22 protein-coding genes and 1 other annotated feature are annotated in these 23,959 nt (G+C 63.9%); of the genes, 15 read left to right on the top strand and 7 right to left on the bottom strand.

Going from position 1 to position 23,959, the window contains the following annotated elements; all coding sequences use genetic code 11:
* Window positions 1-23 precede the first annotated feature (23 nt).
* Entirely contained in the window at window positions 24-968 is a 945-nt protein-coding gene (locus tag WMO64_RS08205; RefSeq protein ID WP_294517781.1) for an ABC transporter permease, read from the top strand.
* 1 nt (window position 969) lies between these two features.
* Entirely contained in the window at window positions 970-1,770 is an 801-nt protein-coding gene (locus WMO64_RS08210; RefSeq protein ID WP_349231664.1) for an ABC transporter ATP-binding protein, read from the top strand.
* 64 nt (window positions 1,771-1,834) lie between these two features.
* Here WMO64_RS08210 and WMO64_RS08215 read toward each other — a convergent pair whose 3' ends face one another.
* The 3 genes from WMO64_RS08215 to WMO64_RS08225 all read right to left on the bottom strand — a co-directional run bounded on the left by WMO64_RS08215 (window position 1,835) and on the right by WMO64_RS08225 (window position 3,832).
* Window positions 1,835-2,950 carry an SLC13 family permease gene (locus WMO64_RS08215; protein ID WP_294517777.1) on the bottom strand — a complete coding sequence of 372 codons (1,116 nt, stop codon included), beginning with the start codon at window positions 2,948-2,950 and terminating at the stop codon, window positions 1,835-1,837.
* Between the two features lie 78 nt (window positions 2,951-3,028).
* Complete coding sequence (locus tag WMO64_RS08220) at window positions 3,029-3,277, bottom strand: TIGR03905 family TSCPD domain-containing protein (RefSeq protein ID WP_349231665.1); 249 nt, start codon at window positions 3,275-3,277, stop codon at window positions 3,029-3,031.
* 123 nt (window positions 3,278-3,400) lie between these two features.
* On the bottom strand, window positions 3,401-3,832 hold the full coding sequence (locus WMO64_RS08225; RefSeq protein ID WP_349231666.1) for a hypothetical protein: 432 nt from the start codon (window positions 3,830-3,832) through the stop codon (window positions 3,401-3,403).
* A 152-nt stretch (window positions 3,833-3,984) separates the two neighbouring features.
* Window positions 3,985-4,199: a binding site (T-box leader), on the top strand.
* Between the two features lie 68 nt (window positions 4,200-4,267).
* On the opposite strand from WMO64_RS08225, the gene WMO64_RS08230 reads away from it, so the two are divergent.
* From WMO64_RS08230 to WMO64_RS08250, 5 genes are all read left to right on the top strand, one after another.
* Window positions 4,268-6,901 carry a valine--tRNA ligase gene (locus tag WMO64_RS08230; protein WP_349231667.1) on the top strand — a complete coding sequence of 878 codons (2,634 nt, stop codon included), beginning with the start codon at window positions 4,268-4,270 and terminating at the stop codon, window positions 6,899-6,901.
* 323 nt (window positions 6,902-7,224) lie between these two features.
* Complete coding sequence (locus WMO64_RS08235) at window positions 7,225-8,475, top strand: hypothetical protein (RefSeq protein ID WP_349231668.1); 1,251 nt, start codon at window positions 7,225-7,227, stop codon at window positions 8,473-8,475.
* A 127-nt stretch (window positions 8,476-8,602) separates the two neighbouring features.
* A complete protein-coding gene (locus WMO64_RS08240) occupies window positions 8,603-8,908 on the top strand; it encodes an STAS domain-containing protein (protein WP_294517767.1) in 306 nt (101 codons plus the stop codon).
* Window positions 8,909-8,978: 70 nt separating this feature from the next.
* Window positions 8,979-9,425: an anti-sigma F factor gene (spoIIAB, locus tag WMO64_RS08245; RefSeq protein WP_294517765.1), complete on the top strand. Its 447-nt coding sequence runs from the start codon at window positions 8,979-8,981 to the stop codon at window positions 9,423-9,425.
* Complete coding sequence (locus WMO64_RS08250) at window positions 9,425-10,132, top strand: sigma-70 family RNA polymerase sigma factor (RefSeq protein ID WP_349231669.1); 708 nt, start codon at window positions 9,425-9,427, stop codon at window positions 10,130-10,132. The genes spoIIAB and WMO64_RS08250 overlap by 1 nt, the downstream gene beginning before the upstream one ends.
* Before the next feature lie 4 nt (window positions 10,133-10,136).
* Here the strand turns inward: WMO64_RS08250 and WMO64_RS08255 are convergent, their stop codons facing one another.
* Window positions 10,137-10,409 carry a DUF6809 family protein gene (locus tag WMO64_RS08255; protein ID WP_294517760.1) on the bottom strand — a complete coding sequence of 91 codons (273 nt, stop codon included), beginning with the start codon at window positions 10,407-10,409 and terminating at the stop codon, window positions 10,137-10,139.
* Window positions 10,410-10,518: 109 nt separating this feature from the next.
* On the opposite strand from WMO64_RS08255, the gene WMO64_RS08260 reads away from it, so the two are divergent.
* The 7 genes from WMO64_RS08260 (at window position 10,519) to WMO64_RS08290 (ending at window position 21,021) form a co-directional block, all read left to right on the top strand.
* Window positions 10,519-10,731 carry a helix-turn-helix domain-containing protein gene (locus WMO64_RS08260; protein WP_349231670.1) on the top strand — a complete coding sequence of 71 codons (213 nt, stop codon included), beginning with the start codon at window positions 10,519-10,521 and terminating at the stop codon, window positions 10,729-10,731.
* Window positions 10,724-11,686 carry a glycosyltransferase family 2 protein gene (locus WMO64_RS08265; protein WP_294517753.1) on the top strand — a complete coding sequence of 321 codons (963 nt, stop codon included), beginning with the start codon at window positions 10,724-10,726 and terminating at the stop codon, window positions 11,684-11,686. Before WMO64_RS08260 ends, WMO64_RS08265 begins: the two co-directional genes overlap by 8 nt.
* Before the next feature lie 87 nt (window positions 11,687-11,773).
* Window positions 11,774-12,490: a LytR/AlgR family response regulator transcription factor gene (locus WMO64_RS08270; RefSeq protein ID WP_294517751.1), complete on the top strand. Its 717-nt coding sequence runs from the start codon at window positions 11,774-11,776 to the stop codon at window positions 12,488-12,490.
* 2 nt (window positions 12,491-12,492) lie between these two features.
* Window positions 12,493-13,857, top strand: a complete 1,365-nt coding sequence (locus tag WMO64_RS08275) for an ATP-binding protein (protein WP_349231671.1) — start codon at window positions 12,493-12,495, stop codon at window positions 13,855-13,857.
* Window positions 13,858-14,023: 166 nt separating this feature from the next.
* Window positions 14,024-14,920, top strand: coding sequence for a glycoside hydrolase family 16 protein (locus WMO64_RS08280; RefSeq protein ID WP_294517747.1), 897 nt, complete (start codon window positions 14,024-14,026; stop codon window positions 14,918-14,920).
* A 111-nt stretch (window positions 14,921-15,031) separates the two neighbouring features.
* Window positions 15,032-18,127 carry a beta-glucosidase gene (locus tag WMO64_RS08285; RefSeq protein ID WP_294517745.1) on the top strand — a complete coding sequence of 1,032 codons (3,096 nt, stop codon included), beginning with the start codon at window positions 15,032-15,034 and terminating at the stop codon, window positions 18,125-18,127.
* A 203-nt stretch (window positions 18,128-18,330) separates the two neighbouring features.
* Complete coding sequence (locus tag WMO64_RS08290; RefSeq protein WP_349231672.1) at window positions 18,331-21,021, top strand: NYN domain-containing protein; 2,691 nt, start codon at window positions 18,331-18,333, stop codon at window positions 21,019-21,021.
* A 144-nt stretch (window positions 21,022-21,165) separates the two neighbouring features.
* Here WMO64_RS08290 and WMO64_RS08295 read toward each other — a convergent pair whose 3' ends face one another.
* The gene (locus WMO64_RS08295) at window positions 21,166-21,825 is read right to left on the bottom strand and encodes a hypothetical protein (RefSeq protein WP_349231673.1); all 660 of its coding nucleotides are present in this window, start codon (window positions 21,823-21,825) and stop codon (window positions 21,166-21,168) included.
* A 271-nt stretch (window positions 21,826-22,096) separates the two neighbouring features.
* On the opposite strand from WMO64_RS08295, the gene WMO64_RS08300 reads away from it, so the two are divergent.
* Window positions 22,097-22,465 (top strand): serine proteinase, encoded by a 369-nt coding sequence (locus WMO64_RS08300; RefSeq protein WP_294517742.1) that lies wholly within the window; start codon window positions 22,097-22,099, stop codon window positions 22,463-22,465.
* An 81-nt stretch (window positions 22,466-22,546) separates the two neighbouring features.
* On the opposite strand, the gene WMO64_RS08305 is transcribed toward WMO64_RS08300, so the two are convergent.
* Window positions 22,547-23,458 carry a C40 family peptidase gene (locus WMO64_RS08305; RefSeq protein WP_349231674.1) on the bottom strand — a complete coding sequence of 304 codons (912 nt, stop codon included), beginning with the start codon at window positions 23,456-23,458 and terminating at the stop codon, window positions 22,547-22,549.
* A 79-nt stretch (window positions 23,459-23,537) separates the two neighbouring features.
* Window positions 23,538-23,828, bottom strand: coding sequence for a hypothetical protein (locus WMO64_RS08310; RefSeq protein ID WP_294517737.1), 291 nt, complete (start codon window positions 23,826-23,828; stop codon window positions 23,538-23,540).
* Between the last annotated feature and the right edge of the window lie 131 nt (window positions 23,829-23,959).

The following is a 23,959-nucleotide window of genomic DNA, read 5'->3' on the forward strand; positions in this document are numbered from 1 at the left end:
TGTCCCCCGGCTAAGGCCGGGGGATGGCTTGCGTTTTGGAAAGGAGCGGATTTCCCGTGCTCTACGTTGCACAGACGGCCCTGGAGCTGGGCTTCCAGTACGCGCTGGTGGCCATGGCCCTGTTCCTCAGCTACCGGGTGCTGGACATCGCCGATATGACCACCGACGGCTGCTTTGTACTGGGCTGCGCGGTGTCGGTCACCCTCACCGCCGCCGGCCACCCCTTCCTGGCCATCCCCGCCGCCATGCTGGCGGGGGCCTGCGCCGGATTCGTCACCGCCTTCCTCCAGACCAAGCTGGGGGTGCCCTCCATCCTGGCGGGCATCATCACCAACACGGGCCTGTACACCATCAACCTGATGGCCATGGGCTGGAAGGCAAACCAGAGCCTGCTCAAGCAGGACACCATCTTCACCCTCTTCCGCGCCACCGGCATCGGCGGCGACTGGTACGCCATTCTCCTCTCCGGCGGCATCACGATTCTGATGGGCGTGCTGCTGGTGCTCTTCCTGAACACCCGGCTGGGCCTGTCCATCCGGGCCACCGGCGACAACCGGGACATGGTGCGTGCCTCCTCCATCAACCCCACCTTTACCATCACCGTTGGCCTGTGCGTGGCCAACGCCCTCACCGGCCTGTCCGGCGCGGTGGTGGGCCAGGCCCAGAAGACCGCCGACATCAACGGCGGCACCGGCATTGTGGTCATCGGCCTGGCCTGCCTCATCATCGGCGAGACCATCGTGGGCCGGGGCGCCATGTTCCGGGGGGCCGTCGCCGTCATCCTGGGCAGCATCCTCTACCGCGTTGTGTACGCCCTGGTGCTCCGCTCTCCCATCCCCATCGACTGTCTCAAGCTGGTCACCGCCATCGTGGTGGCCCTGGCCATCGCCATGCCCACCCTGAAGCAGTGGGCCGCCCTGCAGAACAAAAAGCGCCGGGCCATGGCGGCCAGAAAGGGGGCGCGCTGACATGCTGGAGCTGAACAACCTGTCCAAGACCTTCAATCCGGGCACCGTCAACGAGAAGAAGGCCCTGAACCATCTGTCCCTGAAGCTGGAGCCGGGGGACTTTGCGGCCATCGTGGGCTCCAACGGCGCGGGCAAGTCCACCATGTTCAACGCCATCGCCGGCGACTTCTTCCCCGACGAGGGGTACATCACCCTGGACGGAAAGGACATCACCTACCTGCCCGGCTACCGCCGCAGCCGGGAACTGGGCCGCCTGTTCCAGGACCCCATGCGGGGCACCGCGCCCCACATGACCATTGAGGAGAACATGGCCCTGGCCTACCTGCGGGCGGGCAGGAGCCAGCGGGCCTATTTCAGCCGGGTGAGCCGGAAGGACAAGGAGCTGTTCCGGGAGCAGCTCTCCCGGCTGGACATGGGGCTGGAGGACCGGATGAAGCAGCCGGTGGGCCTGCTCTCGGGCGGCCAGCGCCAGGCCCTCACCCTGCTGATGGCCACCATGGTGCCCCCCAAGCTGCTGCTGCTGGACGAGCACACCGCCGCCCTTGACCCGGCCACGGCGGAGAAGGTGCTCCGCCTGACCCGGGAGATCGTGGAGCGGGACCACCTGACCTGCCTGATGATCACCCACAACATGCACCAGGCCCTGGAGCTGGGCAACCGGACCCTGATGATGGACTCGGGCCGCATCGTGCTGGACGTGAAGGGGGAGGAGCGCAGGGGCATGACCGTGGACGACCTGCTCCGCCGCTTCCGGGAGAACGTGGGCAAGGGCCTGGACAACGACCGCATCCTGCTCTCCTGAACAAGTACATAAAAAAGAGGCTCGCACCTGGGTGCGAACCTCTTTTATGTCAGCGGAACCTATCTTACAGCAGAAAGAGCATGGACACGGCGATCAGAATTACCAGCCCCACCAGATTGGCCAGGGTGAACACGCCCAGGTACCGCAGGGGCTTGGCGCCGGGGGACTTGAGGTACAGCCGGAAGGAGATCAGGCTGGCCAGGGAGGCGATGAGGGTGCCCAGGCCGCCCACGTCGGTGCCCAGCAGCAGGCCCTTCCAGTCCTCCGTGAAGCCGGAGAGGAGCACCGCCGCGGGCACGTTGCTGATGACCTGGCTGGCGCACAGGGAGGTAATAAAGGTGTTCTCTGCCATGACGGCGGAGAGGAAGTCCTTCACCGCCGGGATGTTGCCGATGTTGCCCGCGAAGATGAAAAAGCAGACAAAGGTGAAGAGCAGTCCGTAGTCCACCCGGGGGAAGAGGTGCCGGGCGAAGAGGAGCAGGCACACCGCCACGATGGCCAGCAGCACGGCGTAGTGGAGCACGTGGAACACGGACAGCAGGCACAGCAGGAAGAGCACCGCCATCAGCCACAGCTGACGGGGCCGCCGGATGGTCTGCTTCTCGGGGAAGCGGACCTCGATGCCCTCCGGCCTGACGCACAGTGCGGCCACGGACAGGCCCACCAGGCTCACCAGGGTCAGGGGGACCATGACGGCGAAGAACGCCCCGGCGGGGATGCCGAAGGCGGAGTAGAGGTACAGGTTCTGGGGGTTGCCCACCGGGGTGGCCATGCTGCCTAGATTGGCCGCCAGGGTCTGGAGCACCACCAGGTACAGGGCCCGCTCCAGCCGCCCCACCAGCCCCAGCACCAGCAGGGTGAAGGGGACAAAGGTGATGAGGGACACGTCGTTGGTGATGAGCATGGAGGTGAAGAAGGGGAGGAGCACCAGCACCAGGGAGATGAAGCGCATCCGCTTCTTGCCGGTGAGCAGCTTCTGGGCCAGCACGGCGAAGAGGCCGCAGTCCTGGAGTCCGGCCACCACCGCCATCAGGCAGAAGAGCAGGGAGAGCACCCGGAAGTCGATGTACCCCAGGTAGGCCGCCGAGGGCGGGACAAAAATCATGGAGACCAGGGCGCACAGCAGGGCGATGCAGCCCACGGCCTCCCGCTTGACGAACGAAAGAATGGACGAAGCCATGGATGATCTCTCCTCACGGAAAGCGGCCCCACCGGCGCCAGGGCCGTTGGGACCGCTCTCTCTTTGGTATGGACCGGGTCAGGCCTGGACCGCCTGCTTGAGGGCCTGGGCCAGCTGGTCGGGGCAGGAGGTGGACTTGCCGCCGCAGTGGATGCCCTCCAGCTTGGAGATGGCGTCGGTGACCTTCATGCCCTCCACCAGCCGGGAGATGCCCTGGAGGTTGCCGTCGCAGCCGTTGAAGATCTTCACGGACTGGACCGTGTCGCCCTCCACGTCGATCACCATCCGGGTGGAGCAGACGCCTCTGGTTCTGTAATCAATGGTCATAGAAAATTGCCTCCGCATACAGCCCCGAAAGACAGGGGCAAAAATATCGGAAAATATTATACAGGACCAAGCGGAAAAACGCAACGGGTCAATGGAACTTTTTGGGGAAGAGCGTCGGGGGGATCATTCGCCGTACACGATCAGGCAGGTGACGCCGCTGCCGTTGAGATACACGTCCTGACAGCCCCCGGCCATCCCCGCCGTAAAGAAGCAGACGTCCCACATGTCGGCCGCGCTGTCGTAGCGGCAGGTGACGGAGTCGTAGGAAATAGTACACTCCGCCGCGGCCCGCTGGACGGCCTCCTCCGCGCTGCCGATTGGGAGGGGAGAGGTGTTTTGAAAGCCGTCCAGCAGAACGCCCGGCGCGTTTTCCCCGCAGGTATCCTGTACCTCGGCGTAGGAGAAGGAGAGAATTTCGGCAGACGGCGGGGCGGTATCCTGCGCCTCCGCATGGGTGGGAGAAAGTTCAGTGGACGGCAGGACGGCGTCCTGTCCGCAGCCGGCCGGCAGCAGGGTCAGCGCCAGAGCCAGACCCAACAGAGCAGATCGTTTCATCCTGTCAGCCTCCGTTTCTGTGGTGTTGTGTACTTTTTAGACGCACAGACGCCGGAGAAGTTCCGGGTATTTCCGGTGGCGAAAAAGCGGGGAAACCATTTGTTCTCCTTGACAATGTTCCGGGAAATGCATATACTAAAGAGCGTTCACAGTGAAAAGCCGCGAAGGGAAGGAGTACGCATTTTCCAGGGTGCAGAGAGGAGCCGGCCGGTGCAAGGCTCTCCGTTGGGAATGCGGAAGGTGGTCCCGGAGCTCCGCCCCTGAAGCAAGTAGGGGGTGGCGGGTTCTCCCGTTACCGAGACAATGAGTGTTCTCCCGCGGGAGAAAATTCAGGTGGTACCACGGACTGCATCAGTTCGTCCTGAGCAAAAGGCTTGGGGCGGACTTTTTTGTTGCGCATAAAGTTTTTTGCCCCGAAAAGGAGTGTTAAAAAGAATGAACAAAGAACTTCCCAAGGTCTATGAACCCCAGGAGGTGGAGGGCCGCATCTACGAGATGTGGGAGAAGAACGGCTGCTTTGTGGGCCACCGTGACCCGGACAAGAAGCCCTTCACCATCGTCATGCCGCCCCCCAACGTCACCGGCCAGCTCCACATGGGCCACGCCATGGACTCCACCCTCCAGGACATCCTGATCCGCTTCAAGCGGATGGAGGGCTACGCCGCCCTGTGGGTGCCCGGCACCGACCACGCCGGCATCGCCACCCAGATCAAGGTGGAGGAGGAGCTGCGCAAGAACGAGGGCCTGACCCGCTACGACCTGGGCCGGGACAAGTTCCTGGAGCGGGTGTGGGACTGGAAGAACAAGTACGGGGGCCGCATCGTGGAGCAGCAGAAGAAGCTGGGCGCCTCCTGCGACTGGTCCCGCTCCCGGTTCACCATGGACGAGGGCCTGAGCAAGGCCGTGCGCCACGTGTTCGTCTCCCTGTATAAGAAGGGCCTCATCTACAAGGGCAGCCGCATCATCAACTGGTGCCCCCACTGCGTCACCGCCCTGTCCGACGCCGAGGTGGAGTACCAGGACAAGCCCGGCTACTTCTGGCACATCCGCTACCCCATCCAGGGCGAGGAGGGCCGCTATGTCATCGTGGCCACCACCCGGCCCGAGACCATGCTGGGCGACACCGGCGTGGCCGTCAACCCCAACGACGACCGGTACAAGGACATCGTGGGCAAGAAGTGCATCCTGCCCCTGGTGGGCCGTGAGATGCCCATCGTGGCCGACGACTACGTGGACATGGAGTTCGGCACCGGCTGCGTGAAGATGACCCCCGCCCACGACCCCAACGACTTCGAGGTGGGCCTGCGGCAGAACCTGGAGACCATCCGGGTGCTGGACGACAACGGCCGCGTGGTGGAGGGGTACGGCAAGTACTCCGGCATGGACCGCTACGAGGCCCGGAAGGCCATTGTGGCCGACCTGGAGGAGCAGGGCTACCTGGTGAAGGTGGAGCCCCACCAGCACAACGTGGGCACCTGCTACCGCTGCCACAGCGACGTGGAGCCCCTGATCTCCGCCCAGTGGTTCGTGAAGATGGCCCCCCTGGCCGAGGAGGCCCTGCGGGTGGTCAACGACGGGGAGGTCAAGTTCGTCCCCGACCGGTTCTCCAAGACCTATGTCAACTGGATGGAGAACGTCCACGACTGGTGCATCTCCCGCCAGCTCTGGTGGGGCCACCAGATCCCCGCCTGGACCTGCCAGGACTGCGGCCACATCACCGTGTCCGAGGAGGACCCCACCGAGTGCGAGCACTGCCACTCCAAGAACATCAAGCAGGAGGAGGACGTGCTGGACACCTGGTTCTCCTCCGCCCTGTGGCCCTTCTCCACCCTGGGCTGGCCCGAGGAGACCGAGGACTACAAGTACTTCTATCCCACCGACGTGCTGGTCACCGGCTACGACATCATCTTCTTCTGGGTGGCCCGGATGATCTTCTCCGCCTGCGAGCACACCGGCAAGCCCCCCTTCCACACCGTGTTCATCCACGGCCTGGTGCGGGATGACAAGGGCCGCAAGATGTCCAAGAGCCTGGGCAACGGCATCGACCCCCTGGAGATCGCCGAGAAGTACGGCGCCGACGCCCTGCGGTTCAATCTGGTCACCGGCAACTCCCCCGGAAACGACATGCGTTTCTACACCGAGCGGTGCGAGGCCATGCGCAATTTCGCCAACAAGATCTGGAACGCCAGCCGCTTCCTGATGATGAACCTGACCATCGACAAGTGCGAGCTGCCCGAGAAGCTGGAGATGGAGGACCGCTGGATCCTCTCCAAGCTCAACGCCCTGATCCCCGAGATGACGGAGAACATGGACAAGTACGAGCTGGGCGTGGCGGCACAGAAGATCTACGACTTCATCTGGGACTCCTACTGCGACTGGTATATCGAGCTGACCAAGGCCCGCCTCCAGGGCGACGACGAGGCCGCCAAGGTCAACGCCCAGAAGGTGCTCTGCTACGTGCTCACCCAGATCCTCAAGCTGCTCCACCCCTTCATGCCCTTCATCACCGAGGAGATCTGGCAGGCCCTGCCCCACGAGGGGGATTACCTGATGCTCCAGAAGTGGCCGGAGCACAGCGTGGCCCTGGACTTCCCCGACGAGGAGCGGGCCATGGAGATGATCATGGACGCCATCAGCGCCATCCGTACCCGCCGCTCCGAGATGAACGTGCCGCCCTCCAAGAAGGCCCACGTCACCGTGTCCACCCTGCAGCGGGACGTGTTTGAGGCCGGCATCCCCTTCCTCAAGCGGCTGGGCTACGCCAGCGACGTGACCATCACCGGCGTCACCGACGCCGACCAGGACACCAAGGGCATGGTCACCGTCATCACCCACGCCGCCCGCATCTCCATCCCTCTGGCCGAGCTGGTGGACATGGAGAAGGAGAAGGCCCGCATGGAGAAGGAGCTCAAGAAGAACCGTGCCGAGCTGGACAAGCTGGAGACCAAGCTGAACAACCCCGGCTTTGTGAACAAGGCCCCCGCCAACGTGGTGGAGGCCGAGCGGGAGCGGTCCGTCAAGCTCAAGGAGCTGGTGGCCAAGCTGGAGGAAGAGCTCTCCAATATGTAACGCCAACCCCATAGCCTCTTCTGCCGCCGGAGACGATGCGCCGTCTCCGGCGGCATTTTTTTCATCTGTATGCAAAGAAATGTTTATTTTGTTCCAAACGGGCGAAAAAGAGAGGATGAGGGACTTCCGTGGGGCAGAATAAGCTTTTCTGCGGCACACGCCCAAAAAAGTTTACAAATTAGCGTTGATAGGAGCGGAGAAAAAAGGTATTATTACATACCATATAGCGGTGGATACAGTTTTCCGCTCCGGCCGGGCAGCAAAGGGGCTGCGGATGGGTATACTGTAACCGGAGAATCAATTTACCGTTGGGAGGGTTCGGCATGAGAAAGCAAGCCGCTGTGCTGGCCATACTGCTTCTTCTGCTTCTCGCAGGATGCCGGACGCAGCCGGCGGGGGAGACGGGGCAGCCCATGCCCTCAGACAGCGCAAAACCCACTGATACGCCGGAGCAGACGGTTACTCCCACGCCCATGGAGGAGTTGGAGGTGAGTCCTGCGCCGGAGGGGACGGTCTCTCCCGCGCCCACGGACAGCCAGCCGCCCCAGACCACCGGCGCGCCAGACTGCCGGGCGCTGGCGGAGGAGCTGTGGGAGAAGTACCCGGACAGCCTGTCCAACAGCCAGTGGTACGCCCTGGACCGGGCCTACTGGTTTGCCGACTACGTGCCCGGCACGTCGGTGGACGACCGGGGAGAGGGGACGGACAGCTCGCCCCTGTCCCAGCCCGACGTGTATTTCTACGAGGACACCACAGGGGACATGGCCCCTGAGGACGTGGCGGCCGAGCTGGTGAACGTGATGCTCCGGTCCGCCGACCCGGAGGGGGGCTGGGAGATCGCGTCCCAGTCCCTGCTGGACCGGGACGGGCTGCTGGACCTGTGCGCGGAGTATCTGGCGTCCTACACCGGCGGCTGGGAGGACCAGAACCGGCTGAAGAGCTGGTTTGACACCTGGGCCGCGGGGATCCCCGGCATCGGGGAGGACATGTGGGTCCTCCACCCCAGCTACACCGGCGGCACTGTGACCCAGGAGAGCGGCGGCTGGTTCGTCATCATGCGCAGCGGCAGCGTGTACCGCATGCAGCGGGATGACGCCTTCGGCGTGTACGTCCAGCAGCCCCAGGTGCAGGCCCGCGTCCAGTTTACCAGAGCCCTGGAGGCCTGGGGCTGGTTCCAGGGCGCGCCCCTGACCGTGGATGCCGGAGCCAAGACGGCCGCGGACGGCAGGGAGTGGTACCCGGTGACGGACAGCCGGTTCTCCACGGTGCTGGACCTGCGGATGTATCTGAAGGGCATCTTCTCCGACGAGATCGCGGAGGAGCTGCTGAGCATGGACCTGTACCGGGACGTGGACGGCGTGCTCTGCTGCGCCCAGAGCGCCAGGACCGCCCCCGACCTGGCAGATGCCGCCGTCCAGGTGGAGCAGGAGAGCGATACCAGGCTGGTCTGCCGCCTGGAGGGCACCCTGACCTGGTCCGACGGCTCCCGTCCGGCCCAGGCGGTTTCCGTCTCCTTCCCCTACGAAAAGGTGGGGGACAAGTGGCTGTTTACGGAATTCTCGTGGCCCCAATAGGGAATTCGACCAAAAGCGCGGCCCATATGCATTATAATCGCCATATACCAGAAAATGGTATATGGCGATTTTTTTCTGCCCAGAACTTGGGACAGACAGGTATTTCAACGCACAGGAGGGACAAGCTATGTCAGTGACCTGTACCGGGGAGGACCGGAATCTGCGGCTGACGGTGTCGGGGGAGGTGGACCACCACGGCGCCCGGGCCATCATGCAGGAGCTGGACCGCCAGGTGGACGCGGGGCTGCCCCGGCGGCTCACCCTGGACCTGAGCGGCGTGACCTTTATGGACAGCTCGGGCATCGCGGTGCTGCTGCGGGCCTACCGCCGGATGGCGGAGCTGGGGGGCGCTCTGACGGTGGCCAATGTGCCGCCCCAGGCCCTCAAGGTGCTGCGGGCGGCGGGGCTGGAGCGGATCATCCGCTTTGAATAGGGAAACAGACCGCCGGGGCGCGGCAGGCGCTCCGGCGGCGGGGAACCCAATACGGAAGGAGTCTTTACATATGAAACCGATCAACGAGGCGGCCATTTCCTTTCTCAGCCGCTCCGCCAACGAGGGCTTTGCCCGCACCGCGGCGGCCTGCTTTGCCGCTCAGCTGGACCCCACCCTGGACGAGGTCAACGACATCAAGACCGCCGTCAGCGAGGCGGTGACCAACGCCATCGTCCACGCCTATCCGGACCGGCTGGGCAAGGTGGCCCTGCGGCTGCGGCTGTTTGAGGACGGGGTGCTGGAGATCGTGGTGAAGGACTGGGGCGTGGGCATCGAGGACGTGGAGAAGGCCCGCCAGCCCCTGTACACCACCGGCAACGAGGAGCGCTCCGGCATGGGCTTTACCATCATGGAGAGCTTCATGGACGCCCTGCGGGTGCGCTCTACCCCGGGGAAGGGCACAACCGTCACCATGCGGCGCCGGATCTCCCGCCGGTACAGCGGCGGCGGGCACTGATGGCGGCGGATACCCAGTCCCTGCTGGAGGCGGCCCGCCAGGGGGACAACGACGCCTGCGCCAAGATGATGGAGGAGAACAGCGGCCTCATCTGGAGCATCGTCCGCCGGTACTACGGCCGGGGCGTGGACCCGGAGGACCTGTACCAGCTGGGGTGCATGGGCTTTCTCAAGGCGGTGCGGGGCTTTGACCCGGCCTTCGGGTGCCAGTTTTCCACCTATGCCGTGCCCAAGATCGCCGGGGAGATCCGCCGTTTTCTCCGGGACGACGGCGCGGTGAAGGTGAGCCGGGGGCTGAAGGAGCGGGCGGGGAGCATCCGCAGCGCCCGGGACCGGCTGCGGGCCGACCTGGGCCGGGAGCCCACCCTCAGCGAGCTGGCCGGGGAGACCGGCCTGGAGCCGGAGGAGATCGCCGCCGCCGAGGAGGCCAACGCCCCGGTGGCCTCCCTCCAGATGGAGACGGGGGACGGCTTCACCCTGGAGAGCGTGCTGGGCACCGAGGGCATGGAGGAGAGCATCGTGGAGCGGGAGGCCCTGCGCTCGGCGGTGAGCAGCCTGCCCGACCGGGAGCGGCAGGTCATCGTCCTGCGGTACTTCCGAGGCCTGACCCAGGACAGGACGGCCAGGATCATGGGGGTCAGCCAGGTCCAGATCTCCCGGGTGGAGAAGAAGGCCATGGAGTATCTCCGCCGCAAGCTGGAGGAGTAGCGGTTCAGTCCCCGGGCAGGCAGTCCAGGCCGCCCAGCTCCAGACCCATCTGGAGCCCCGTCAGAAAGAGCTGCTCTCCCTCCATGTCGGAGACAGCCAGACAGGCATCCAGAATTTGCAGCACCCGGGCGCACAGCGCGTCCGGGTGCTCTTTTCGGAATCGGGCCCGGAGGGTCTCCGCTTCCTCCCGCAGAGCCCGGTACTCCGGCTCGCCGGACAGCGCCCGGCGGCACAGGGTCCGGGCTGTATTCTGCATCAGTTCCACGGTGGGGGTCATAAAATCACCTCACCACGGTTATAACATACAGCAATATGCAAGTCAAGAAAAACTATTGCTATATGTTATAGTTTACGGATATAGCTTTCAGCTATATAATACCAATGAGGTGAGGATTTTGCAGGACTATCGAAAAATCATCCGGGAAAAGCGGGAAAAAAAGGGATTGAGTCAGAGCGCACTGGCCAAGCTGGTGGGCGTCTCACAGCCTGCCATCAATCAGATCGAGTCCGGCGCGCGCACGCCCAGCCTTGCACTCCTCATGAAAATCTGTGACGCACTGGAAATTTCAATGTTTGGTGAGGACAAAGAAGATGAATGACACCCTTTATATCGTCGTCCCATGCTATAACGAGGAAGAAGTGCTCCCTGAGACCTCCAAGCGGCTCAAGGCCAAGGTGGAGGCCCTGAAGGGGGCGGGGAAGATCGGCCCGGACAGCCGCATCCTCTTCGTCAACGACGGCTCCAGGGACCGGACGTGGGAGATTATCTCCGCCCTCCACAGGGCCGACCCGGTGTTCTCCGGGGTGGACCTGTCCCGCAACCGGGGCCACCAGAACGCCCTGCTGGCCGGGCTCATGACCGCCAAGGACCGCTGCGACATGGCCATCTCCATGGACGCCGACCTCCAGGACGACATCGACGCCGTGGACGCCATGGTGGACAAGTTCCATGAAGGCTGCGACATCGTCTACGGCGTCCGCTCCTCCCGGAAAAAGGACACCTTTTTCAAGCGCTTCACCGCCGAGGGCTTCTACCGCCTGATGAACTTCCTGGGGGCGGAGACCGTGTTCAACCACGCCGACTACCGGCTCCTCTCCCGCCGGGCCCTGGAGGGCCTGGAGCAGTTCCGGGAGGTCAATCTGTTCCTGCGGGGCATCGTGCCCATGATCGGCTACACCTCCGCCACCGTGGAGTATGAGCGGGGGGAGCGCTTTGCCGGCGAGAGCAAGTACCCCCTGAAAAAGATGCTCTCCTTCGCCATGGAGGGCATCACCAGCCTGTCCGTCAAGCCCATCCGGTACATCACCGGCCTGGGCTTCCTGGTGTTCCTGGTGTCCATCCTCATGCTGATCTACAGCATCATCCGCTGGGCCATGGGGGAGACCATCCTGGGCTGGGCCAGCCTGATCTGCTCCGTCTGGGCCATCGGCGGCCTGATCCTGCTGTCCCTGGGAGTCATCGGCGAGTATATCGGCAAAATCTACCTGGAGACCAAGGAGCGCCCCCGGTTCCTCATCCGTGAGGTGCTGGACGGCGAGGACAAGAAGGACTGAGAGAGAAAGCAAAGACCCCCTTTTTTCAACCGGAGCGTGTGAGGCCCGGCGTGTGTGTCTGCTGCTGATGTAAGGGGAGGAGAAGAAGTGAGAAACATTGCCATTGTGGAGGACCAGGACGCCGCTGCCCAGCGGCTGACGGGGTATATCGAAAAGTACGCCGCCGAGACCGGGCAGGAATTCCATGTGACCCGGTTTTGCAATGGAGAGGAGTTCCTCAAGGACTATAAAGGCATCTTCGCCGTGGTGTTCATGGACATCCAGATGCCCAAAAAGGACGGCATGGAGGCGGCGGTGGAGCTGCGCAGACTGGACAAGAACGTGTCCCTTATTTTCATCACCAACCTGGTCCAGTACGCCCTCAAGGGCTACGAGGTGGACGCGGTCAGCTTTCTGGTCAAGCCGGTGAGCTACTACGATTTTTCCCTGAAATTCAAAAAGGCCCTGGACATCTACATCATGAACGAGGACCGGAGCTTTACGGTGAACGCCCCCGGCGGCCTGTGCCGCATCTCCACCGACAAGCTGATGTACGTGGAGATCTCCAACCACCGCCTGTGCTACCACCTCATCGACGACGTGATCGAGATGACCGGTGTGCTCTCCGGCGTGGAGCAGGAGCTGCGGGGGTTCGGCTTCCTGCGCTGCAACAAGTGCTACCTGGTCAACCCCAAGTTCGTGGTGCGGGTCAAGGGGTGCACCGTGCAGGTGGGGGACTCCGAGCTCCAGATCAGCCGGCCCAGGCGGGCGGCCTTTCTGGCGGAGCTGTCCAACTGGTACGCCGGCTCCGGGGGAGGGCAGTGAAGATGGGCGAGGTCCTCCTGATTTACAGAAATATCATCCTGGAGTTCCTCTTTGAGCTCTATGTGTTCTATGTGCTCACCACCTGGAAGCTGAACCGGGCGCCCCGGTTCTGGCTGAAAGCCGCCGGCGGCCTGTGCGCGGTGCTGGCCGTGGCCCTTGGGGCCGCCGGGTTTTACCGGCTGTGGGGGGATACGGTGGCGGGGCGGAGCGCGGTGTACCTCTTTTTGTTCGCGGTGACCATCGCCCACGTGAAGCTGTGCTTCACGGAGTATTTCCCCGCCGTCCTGTTCTGCTGCAGCGTGGCCTACGCCGCCCAGAACCTGTGCTACAAGCTGTACCTGCTGGTGTGGTGCGGCTGGCTGGTGAATGTGAGCGACAGCTGGGGCCTGCATTTTGACCTGTACTACCGCCTGACCTACTATCTTATCTTCGCGGCGGCCGTGGCGGCGGTGTACGTGTTTTTCATCCGCCGGGTGGTCTGGCCCGTGAACAGCTGGCAGCTGGACCAGCAGCTGCTGGCCATCTCCCTGCTCATTCTGGTCATTACCGCCATTTTGTGCTCGGTGGAGGACATCTACTTTGCCCGCCTGAGCGTGGGGCGGGAAAACCAGTTCGACATGGTGGAGTACTTTGTCCTGCGGCAGTCGGGCAACCTGATCTCCGTCATGTGCTGCATGATCGTGCTGCTGCTGGCCTCCCGCACCGTGGAGCAGCGGGAGCTCAAGCAGGAGGTGGCCTATCTCCAGCACGCCGTCCGCCAGAGCCAGCGGCAGTATGAGATCTCCCGGGACACCATCGAGCTCATCAACGTCAAGTGCCACGACATCCGGTACCGGCTCTCCTCGCTGGCCGCCCAGGGGGGACAGGTCTCCCCCGGAGCGGTGGAGGACATCCGGAAGAGCGTGGCCATCTACGACGCCAAGATCGAGACGGGCAACCGGCTGCTGGACGTGCTGCTGACGGAGAAGAGCCTCTACTGCGAGCAGAACGGCATCAAGCTCTCCTGCATGGCGGACGGGGAGAAGCTCTCCTTTATGGAGGACAGCGACCTCTACTGCCTCTTCGGCAACGTGCTGGACAACGCCCTGGAGGCGGTGAAGAATCTGGAGCAGCGGGAGCGGCGGGTGATCGACCTGTCGGTGAAGGCCAGGGGCGGCATGCTCATCATCCAGGAGGAGAACTACTTCGACGGCGACCTGGCCTTTCAGGACGGCCTGCCCATGACCACCAAGGCGGACAAGGACTACCACGGCTTCGGCATGCGCAGCATCCGTATGATCGTCCACAAGTACAAGGGAGAGCTGAACACCTATACCAGCGGCGGTATATTTCATCTAAATATTCTCTTCAGTACCGGCGATTTTTAGGGCAGCAAATACAGATTACGAAAAAATATGATAGTTTAAGGAACACCCATTACCAACGGGTGTTCCTTTTGCTATATTATGGTCAGCAAGCCGGGGGCGTGAATCACCATGGTCCGTGCTCGAACACACACGCCGCGGCCACATATTTGAGAAGGAGAGAGAACCCATGAAAAAGAACGTTCCTGCACTGGTCCTGTCCGTCGCGCTGACCCTGTCTCTGACCGCCTGTAGCGAAACCCCTTCTGCCGGCGGTGCTCCGTCGGATGATGTGTCTCCCGCCGTGACCACCCCCGCTGTCTCCCCCTCCGCGTCCGCTCCTGCCGCGTCTCCCTCTGTTCCCGCCGCCGAGCCTCTGGGCGGCGACATGCTGGCCGACTTCTCCAACGGCGCCGTGGAGGCCATGTTCCCCTCTGACGGCTGGTCCAACGGCAGTGTGTTCAATGTGTGGTGGGCCGGCAGCAACGTCACCTACAACGACGGTCAGATGCAGCTGAACATCAGCCCCGCCGGGGACGATGTGGAGCAGGACTACTACGGCGGCGAGATGCGCACCGGCCTCTACTACGGCTACGGCGACTACTCCGTCAGCATGAAGCCCTCCAAGGACGAGGGCACCGCCAGCACCTTCTTCACCTGTACCGGCCCCTACGACATCAACGCCGACGGCGAGCCCAACCCCTGGGACGAGATCGACATCGAGTTCCTGGGCAAGGACACCACGGGCGTGCAGTTCAACTACTATGTGGACGGCCAGGGCGGCCACGAGTACTGGTATGAGCTGGGCTTTGACGCCTCCGAGGAGTTCCACGAGTACGGCTTCCGCTGGGAGGAGGACTCCATCACCTGGTTTGTGGACGGCGAGGCCGTCTACAGCGTGAACACCGAGGACAACGGCCCCATGCCCTCCACCCCCGGCCGCATCCTGATGAACTTCTGGTGCGGCACCGCCGACGCCGAGGGCTGGATGGGCGCTTACAGCGCTGAGACCAGCCAGGCGGACTACCAGTGGGTCAAGACCTCCGCCCAGGGCGAGGAGCTGGTGCCCACGGCTGAGGCCGAGTGATCTCCCTCTTCTTCCGACCGTGCCCGTCCTCCTCTCCCGCGGAACAGGCGGGAGGGGAGGCGGCCATTGACCTGAGTATCTTGTAAACCACAGCTTATGGAGGGAATTTTCGTGGCAAAGGAAAAGAAAAACAAGAAAAAGCTGAGCGCCAAGACGTTTACCGCCATTGTTACCCCGCTGCTGGCCGTGCTGCTGGCCTTCTCCGTGGTGCTCTCGGTGGTGACCACGTCCTCGTTTGACCTGGTGCTCCGGGACATTTTTGGCGAGACCCAGCTCAAGACGGGCGGCGCGCCCGAGGGCGTGGACGCGGAGTACTACACCCGGGACATCACCGACTCCGACGAGCTCCAGGCCGCCGAGCAGGCCTACACCCGCAAGGCGGGCGCCGAGGGCTTCGTGCTCCTCTACAACAACACGGAGAGCGGCAAGGGCCTGCCCGTGGCGGCGGGCTCCAAGCTGAGCCTGTTCTCCGCGTCCTCCGTGGACCTGCTGGCCGGCGGCACCGGCTCGGGCGTGAGCACCATCTCCAGCGACATGCGCACCGCCCTCACCGAGCAGGGCTTCTCGGTCAACGAGTCCCTGTGGAAGTTCTACAGCGACAACCACAGCACCTACACCCGTGGCGGCGGCGCCATCATGTACGGCGGCGCCGAGGACTGGTCCATCAACGAGGCCCCCATCTCCGCCATCCCCCAGGAGGCCAAGGATGAGGCTGTGGGCACCACGCCCGTCTTCTTTATCGCCCGCACCGGCGGCGAGGGCCGCGACCTGGGCCGGTACATGGGCGACTGGACCGACATCGCCGAGGACAAGGACAAGCACTACCTGGAGCCCGACTCCGTGGAGCTGGGCGTGATCCAGTACCTCAACGACAACTTCGACAACGTGATCCTGGTGGTCAACACCAACAACGCCTTTGAGCTGGGCTGGGTCAAGGACTACGAGAACATCTCCGCCGTCCTGTGGGCCCCCGGCGCCGGCGGCGACACCTGCCGCTCCATCGCCGACGTGCTCAGCGGCAACGTCACCCCCTCCGGCCACCTGGTGGACACCTTCGCCTACGACGCCTTCTCCTCTCCCGCCATGCAGAACATGGGCGACATGATGCTGGTGAACAACGGCCAGGACGTGGAGGCCGGCGTGTTCTACGACGAGGGCATCTATGTGGGCTACAAGTACTACGAGACCCGCTATTTTGACAAGATGCTGGAGCAGGGCAACGCCGGGGACTACGACTACGGCCAGGTGGTGCAGTACCCCTTCGGCTACGGCCTGTCCTACACCACCTTTGAGTGGTCCGACTTCACCATGAGCGACATGGACGACAACGGCGACATCCAGATCCAGGTCACCGTCACCAACACCGGCGACGTGACCGGCCGGGACGTGGTGCAGGTCTACCTCAACGCCCCCTACACCGAGTACGACAAGGCCAACCACATTGAAAAGGCCTCCGTGGCCCTGGTGGGCTTCGAGAAGACCGGCGACCTGGAGCCCGGCGCATCCGAGACCGTGACCATCACCGTAAACCAGAAGGACTTCATCTCTTACGACGATGTGAACGCCAAGACCTACATCCTGGAGGCGGGCGACTACCTGCTGACCGCCGCCCCCAACGCCCACGCCGCCAACAACAACTTCCTGGCCTATGCCGGCCATGAGACCGACGGCCTCTTCGGAACGCCCGACCCGGATTTTGTGGGCAAGTGGACCTATACCTACCTGGACAACAACGGCGTGGACAACAAGACCTACTCCGTCTCCCTGACGGGCGTGACGGTGACCAACCAGTTTGACCACGCCAGCTACGACGAGCTGACCCCCAGAGACCAGTACCTGACCCGCCAGGACTGGGTGGGCACCTTCCCCACCACCCACGGCGACCAGGACAGCCAGAGAAAGAGCCAGTACAGCGAGAAGAACGGCTACACCTGGGAGGTGGAGGTGTCCGACACCATCCGGGACGCCCTCAAGGCCAAGGGAGCCAGCGCCTCCCTCAACCCCATGACCGAGGAGGAGGCCGCCTCCATGGCCGGTGTGTACGGCCAGGACGGGGACCTGGAGCTCATCGACTTCCGGGGCAGAGACTTTGACGAGGTGGAGGCCGAGGGCGGCTGGGACGCCCTCATCAATCAGATGGACGTCAGCGAGCTGGAGACCATCATCCGCAACGGCGGCTATCAGACCCTGATGTCCGTCAACATGGGCAAGCCCAGAGCCATCGACTACGACGGCCCCTCCGGCCTGAATGAGGGCGGCATCACCCACGAGCCCTACTCCATCACCTATCCCTGCGCCACCAACCTGGCCGCCAGCTGGGACCGGGAGAACTCCTATCTCCACGGCTACTATGTGGGCGAGGACGCCCTGGCCGCCGACGGCAACTGGGGCAACCACACCTACATCGGCATCATCTCCGGCTGGTACGCCCCTGCCATGAACATCCACCGCACCCCCTTTGCCGGCCGCAACTTTGAGTACTACTCCGAGGACGGCTTCATGTCCGGCGAGCTGGCCCTCCAGGCCGCCAGCGCCTGCGCCGAGAAGGGCGTGTACGCCTACATCAAGCACTTCGCCCTCAACGACCAGGAGGACCACCGCAGCCACGTGGCCACCTTTGCCAACGAGCAGGCCATCCGGGAGATCTACCTCAAGCCCTTCCAGACCTGCATCGAGGAGCGGCCCATGACCACCATCATGGTCCAGCAGTACGACGAGGACACCGGCTCCTTCACCCAGACCGAGGCGGAGATCCCCTGCGTCATGGCGGTCATGTCCTCCTTCAACCGGGTGGGCTGCACCTGGTCGGGCGGCGACTACAACCTGCTCACCGGCGTGCTGCGCAACGAGTGGGGCTTTGACGGAACGGTCATCACCGACTACGACGGCGGCGGCGTCATGGACACCGAGCAGTGCATCCGGGCCGGCGGCGACCTGAAGCTGACCGGCTTCGAGGTGGACGCGCCCATGGATCCGACCAATCCCGCCACCCAGTACTTCGCCCGCCAGGCCATCAAGCACATCCTCTACACCACCGTCAACTCCAACGCCATGAACGGCATTGTCCACGGCGTGGCCGTGGAGGCGCTGCCCTTCGCCAATTACTACATCATCCTCATCGTGGAGAACGTGGTGGCCGCGGCCCTTATCATCTGGGGCGTGGTAGCCATCGTGCGCCGCTGGAAGAAGGAGAAGAAGGCCGCCTGAGGGCTGCCCGAGTAAATCGAATCTTCCGCAGCAGAACACCCGGAGCCGGAATTTCCCGGCTCCGGGTGTTCTGTCCATGGAAGCGGAAAAGCGCGTCTCGACTGGGGGCGGCGCTTGTGCTATAATGGTGCGTGCCGGGCAGTCCCTGCCCGGCCATATTCTGAAAACAACGGAGACAGTGTCTCCGTGAGAGGCGGTTTTTTATGGGCCGACAGGCGGAAGAATCAAAAGGGAAGAGAAGGCTCTGTACAGGCCTGTTTGCCCACGTGGACGCGGGCAAGACCACCCTGTCCGAGGGGCTGCTCTACACCTGCGGCTGTCTGAAGCGCTTGGGGCGGGTGGACCACAAGGACGCCTTCCTGGACACCTACGCCCTGGAGCGGGAGCGGGGCATCACCATCTTCTCCAAGCAGGCGGTGCTGCCTCTGGAGGACATGGCCATCACCCTGCTGGACACCCCGGGACACGTGGACTTCTCCGCCGAGATGGAGCGCACCCTCCAGGTGCTGGACTGCGCCATCCTGGTCATCAGCGGCACCGACGGCGTCCAGGGCCACACCATGACCCTCTGGCGGCTGCTGGAGCGGTACGGCGTGCCGGTGTTCCTCTTTGTCAACAAGATGGACCTGGCGGGGGCTGACAGAGACACCCTGCTCTCCGGGCTGAAGGCCCGGCTGGACGAGGGCTGTGTGGACTTCGGGCCCGGACAGGACAGGGACAGCTGGCTGGAGAACGTGGCCGTGTGCGGCGAGGACGTGCTGGAGCGCTACCTGGAGACCGGAGAGGTGGCGGAGGAGGACATCGCCGCCCTTATCCGGGCGCGGAAGCTGTTCCCCTGCTACTTCGGCTCCGCCCTGCGGCTGGAGGGGGTGGAGGAGCTGCTCTCCGGCCTGAGCAAATACGGCACCAGCCCGGACTATCCCCGCGAGTTCGGCGCCCGGGTCTATAAGATCGCCCGGGACCCTCAGGGCAACCGGCTGACCTATCTGAAGGTGACGGGGGGCAGCCTGAAGGTGAAGGCCCTGCTCACCAACCGCCGGGCCGCCCTGGCGGAGGAGAAGGTGTGGGAGGAGAAGGCGGACCAGATCCGCATCTACTCCGGCGCCAAATTCACCACCGTGGACGAGGCCCCGGCGGGGACGGTGTGCGCCGTCACCGGCCTGAGCCGTACCGTGCCCGGCGAGGGCCTGGGCTGGGAGGCGGAGGGGGAGACGCCGGTGCTGGAGCCGGTGCTCACCTACCGGGTGGTGCTGCCCGAGGGCTGCGACCCCCACACCGCCCTCCTCAAGCTGGGGGAGCTGGCCGAGGAGGACCCCCAGCTCCACATCGTCTGGAACGAGCAGCTGCGGGAGATCCACATCCAGCTCATGGGGGAGGTCCAGCTGGAGGTGCTCCGGCGGCTCATTGGGGAGCGGTTCGGGCTGGACGTCACCTTTGACGCGGGCAGCATCGTCTACCGGGAGACCATCGCCGAGCCGGTGGAGGGGGTGGGGCACTTCGAGCCCCTGCGGCACTACGCGGAGGTCCACCTCCTGCTGGAGCCGGGGGAGCGGGGCAGCGGCCTCCACTTCGCCTCTGCCTGCGGGGAGGACATGCTGGACCGGAACTGGCAGCGGCTCATCCTCACCCATCTGGAGGAAAAGCAGCACCTGGGCGTGCTCACCGGCTCGCCCATCACCGACATGCGCATCACTCTGGTGGCGGGCCGGGCCCACGTCAAGCACACCGAGGGCGGCGACTTCCGCCAGGCCACCTACCGGGCCGTGCGGCAGGGCCTGATGCAGGCCAAGAGCATCCTGCTGGAGCCCTGGTACAGCTTCCGGCTGGAGATCCCCCCCGAGTGCGTGGGCCGTGCCATGACCGATTTGCAGCGGATGGGCGGCGAGACGGACACCCCGGAGACCCTGGGGGAGGAGACGGTGCTCACCGGTTCTGCGCCGGTGGCGGGCCTGCGGGATTACGCCGCCGAGGTCATGTCCTACACCAAGGGCCGGGGGCGGCTCTTCTGCACCCTGAAGGGCTACCAGCCCTGCCACAACCAGGACGAGGTGGTGGCGGCCATCGGCTACCAGTGCGAGCGGGACACGGAGAACCCGGCGGACTCGGTGTTCTGTTCCCACGGCGCGGGGGTGGTGGTCAAGTGGAACGAGGTGCGGGAGCACATGCACGTGGACAGCGGCCTGCGCCTTGGCGGCCAGGAGGAGGAGCCGGAGGAGGAAACGCCGGTGTACCGTCCCGGCACCTCCTATTCCGACGGCGTGGCCCAGGACAAGGAGCTCCAGGCCATCTTTGAGCGGACCTACGGCCCCATCAAGCGGCGGGATTTTCTTCCCCAGGAGCCTGTCCGCAAGAAGCACGCCGAGCTGCCCGAGCGGCGGGAGGTGGCGCTGCGGGACTCCGGCCCGGAGTACCTGCTGGTGGACGGGTACAACATCATCTTCGCCTGGGACGAGCTGAAGGCGGTGGCCCGCACCAGCCTGGACGCCGCCCGACAGCTGCTGATGGACATCCTGAGCAACTACCAGGGGTTCCGCAAGTGCGTGGTGATTCTGGTCTTTGACGCCTACAAGGTGCCCCGCAACACGGGGGATGTGAGCAAATACCACAACATCTACGTGGTCTACACCAAGGAGGCGGAGACTGCCGACGCCTACATCGAGCGGGCCACCTATGAGCTGGGCAAGCACCACCACGTGCGGGTGGCCACCTCGGACAGCGCCGAGCAGCTCATCATCCTGGGCCACGGCGCCCTCCGGGTCTCCGCCCGCATCTTCAAGGCGGAGGTGGAGCAGGCGGAGGGCCAGATCTCCGACATCCTGTCCCGGAACAACCGGCAGGAGAAGTCCAAACCGGTCCGCGCCGCCATGGAGAGGGCAAAGAGACAGAAAAATTGAACATGATGAGAATAGCGGAGCGCCCCGGGCAGAAGTGCCCCGGGGCGCTCCCGGTATCGCGATTAGGTGTCGGAGAGGAGGCCGGCGGCCTGCAGGGAGGACAGCAAGCTGTTGTAGGACTGAATCAGGGTGGCAAGGTCGGCGTCACTGGATACACTGGGCACAGCCGCAGCGGCAGTTACGCTTGCCTTGGGCCCGGTAGGCCCAGTAGGACCGGTTGCGCCGGAAGGCCCGGTGGGACCAGTGGGGCCGGTCGCGCCGGAAGGCCCGGTGGGACCAGTGGGGCCGGTCGCGCCGGAAGGCCCGGTAGGACCAGTGGGGCCGGTCGCGCCGGAAGGCCCGGTAGGACCAGTGGGGCCAGTCGCGCCGGAAGGGCCGGTAGGACCAGTGGGACCGGTCACGCCGGAAGGTCCGGTGGGTCCAGTGGGACCGGTCGCACCGGAAGGGCCGGTAGGACCAGTGGGGCCGGTCGCGCCGGAAGGTCCGGTGGGTCCAGTAGGACCGGTTGCGCCGGAAGGCCCGGTGGGCCCAGTGGGACCAGTTGCGCCGGAAGGCCCGGTGGGACCAGAGGGACCGGTTGCGCCGGAAGGCCCGGTGGGTCCAGTGGGGCCGGTCGCGCCGGAAGGCCCGGTGAGTCCAGTGGGGCCGGTAGGGCCGGTTGTACCGGTGGGGCCCTGCGTCCCCATGGGACCCATGGGCCCCGTGGCGCCGGTCATGCCGGCGGGGCCAGTGGCGCCGGTGGGTCCGGGAATGGGACAGATCCGTACAGTCTGGCAGGGAGGAGGACAGGAGGGACAGGGACAATCGGGATACAGCGCCTCGGCGGGAATGGAGCCGCCCGCGCCGCAGAAACCTTTCTGATGATACATAAGCATAACCTCCATTCCCAGGATATGCGGTCACCGGGCGGGCGGTGCGGCAGAATGGTTTCTGAATGGGGGATTAAAAAAGCCTTAAATCATATTATGAGCTATTGCGCGGGCGGAGAAAAGAGGTTAAAATAAGTCCAGATTCCGAAGAAGCGTCCTGTTGAATCGGATGAAGACGTTGGAAAGACATAAGGAGGTCGTTTCCTATGGCATTTTTTGATGAACTGAGGGATAAAGCGATGGATCTGGGCCGGGCGGGCGTGGCCAAGTCCCGGCAGCTGGCCGAGATCGCCAAGCTGAACCTGGCCAACTCCGCCGAGGAGGACGCGATCAAAAAGGCCTACATTGAGATCGGCAAGCTGTACTACGCCGAGCGCGGCATGGCCCCTGAGGCGGCCTATGTGGCGCTGTGCGAGAAGATCACTGCCTCCAAGGTGACCATTGAGGAGAACAAGAGCCGCATCGCCGAGCTGAAGGCGGAGGGCAACCTGGAGGACACGGAGGAGCCGCCCATGTACACCAATATCCCCCCTGAGGAGCCCTTTGGCGGGGACGGCCAGGACGAAACACGCTAAAGACAGGAAAAAGCGCCGCTGTCCGGTCAGGACAGCGGCGCTCTTTTGTTCTGTTATGTATGGAGGTCTGAAAAGCGGGGCTCAGATGATGTGGCGGCCGTAGACATACACGCGGGAGTAGTAGCCGCTGGACAGGTCGTCGATCTGGACCATGTAGGCGTTGGTGGAGGCGTGGATGAACTTGCCGTTGCCGATGTAGATACCCACGTGGGACACGGGCTTGGAGGTGTAGCCGCTGTTGAAGAACACCAGGTCGCCGGGCTGGAGCTGGTCCTTGGTCACGGCCACGCCGTTGGCCAGCTGGTCGGTGGCAGTGCGGTTCAGGGTGTAGCCGAAGTGGGCGTATACATACTTGGTGAAGCCGGAGCAGTCAAAGGAGGTGGGGCCGTTGCCGCCCCACACATAGGCGCAGCCCAGGAAGTTCTGGGCGTAGTCGACGATCTGCTGGCCCAGGCTGGAGGTGGAGGCGACGGAAGTGCCGTCGCCGCGGGAACCGGCGGAGTCCTTCACGGTAACCATGTAGTCGCTGCTGACATAGCCGGTGGTGCCGTTATATGTAACCTTATACCAGCCGTTGTCGATGCCCACGATGTCCACCACAGTGCCGTCGTTGAGGGTGGCCACCCGGTCGTAGCCGGTGCCGGGACCGCTGCGCATGTTCAGCGTGGAGCCGCCGGCGGACACCTTGCCGTAGCCGATCTTCACATCGGCAGTTGCCTGCACGTTGAGATATTCCCCGGACATATAGCCCTCGATGGAGTTGTAGTCCACCTTGTACCAGCCGTTGCCCGCGTCGGCCAGGACGACGACGGTGTCGCCGCTGGGAGCGGTGGCCAGGATGGTGGAGTCGGTGCTGGCGCTCTCGCGAAGGCGGAGGGCGTCGGCGGTGACGGTGCCCACACCCACGCTGGCGGCGGAAGCGCCGGCGACGGTGATGGCGGAGAGGGCTGCGCCGAGAACTGCGACGCGCAGGAACTTTCCGGCAGGTATCATTGGTATCATCCTCCATAACAGATTCGGTCCGGCTTTCGCCGGAGGTTTTTCTTTCGTACGGTTGCGGGGACAGCGCCTCTTACTTGGAAGAGAGGCTGCGCTCCAGCCAGACGGAAGCCACGTCCATGGCGTTGTACAGGCTGTCTTTCTCGGTCTTCTTCACCACCCGGTCCCGGCTCTTCAGGTCGGGGTCGGTGAGCTGCAGCTGCACGGACACGCGGGAGGCCACGTCCAGGTCGTCCACCTTCTTGGTGTCCAGAATCTGCATCATGATGATGTATTTATCCGCCATGCTGCCGTAGTAGATCAGGTTGTCCTTGCGGCGGAGCGGGTGACCTTTATAAACCAGAGGAATCTTTTCTTCAGCCATGAGGCCCTCCTTGTAACAAGTAAAATCAAACTGTAACCAAATTGTAACACATTGTAGTCGCTGTGTCAAACTTTTTCCGGCAGAAAATCCTGCCAGGAGAATTATTATGTCAATCAAAATGACGAAGGGAT

This window comes from Pseudoflavonifractor intestinihominis (genome assembly GCF_040096055.1).
In the GTDB taxonomy this organism is placed as follows: Bacteria; Bacillota; Clostridia; order Oscillospirales; family Oscillospiraceae; genus Pseudoflavonifractor; species Pseudoflavonifractor intestinihominis.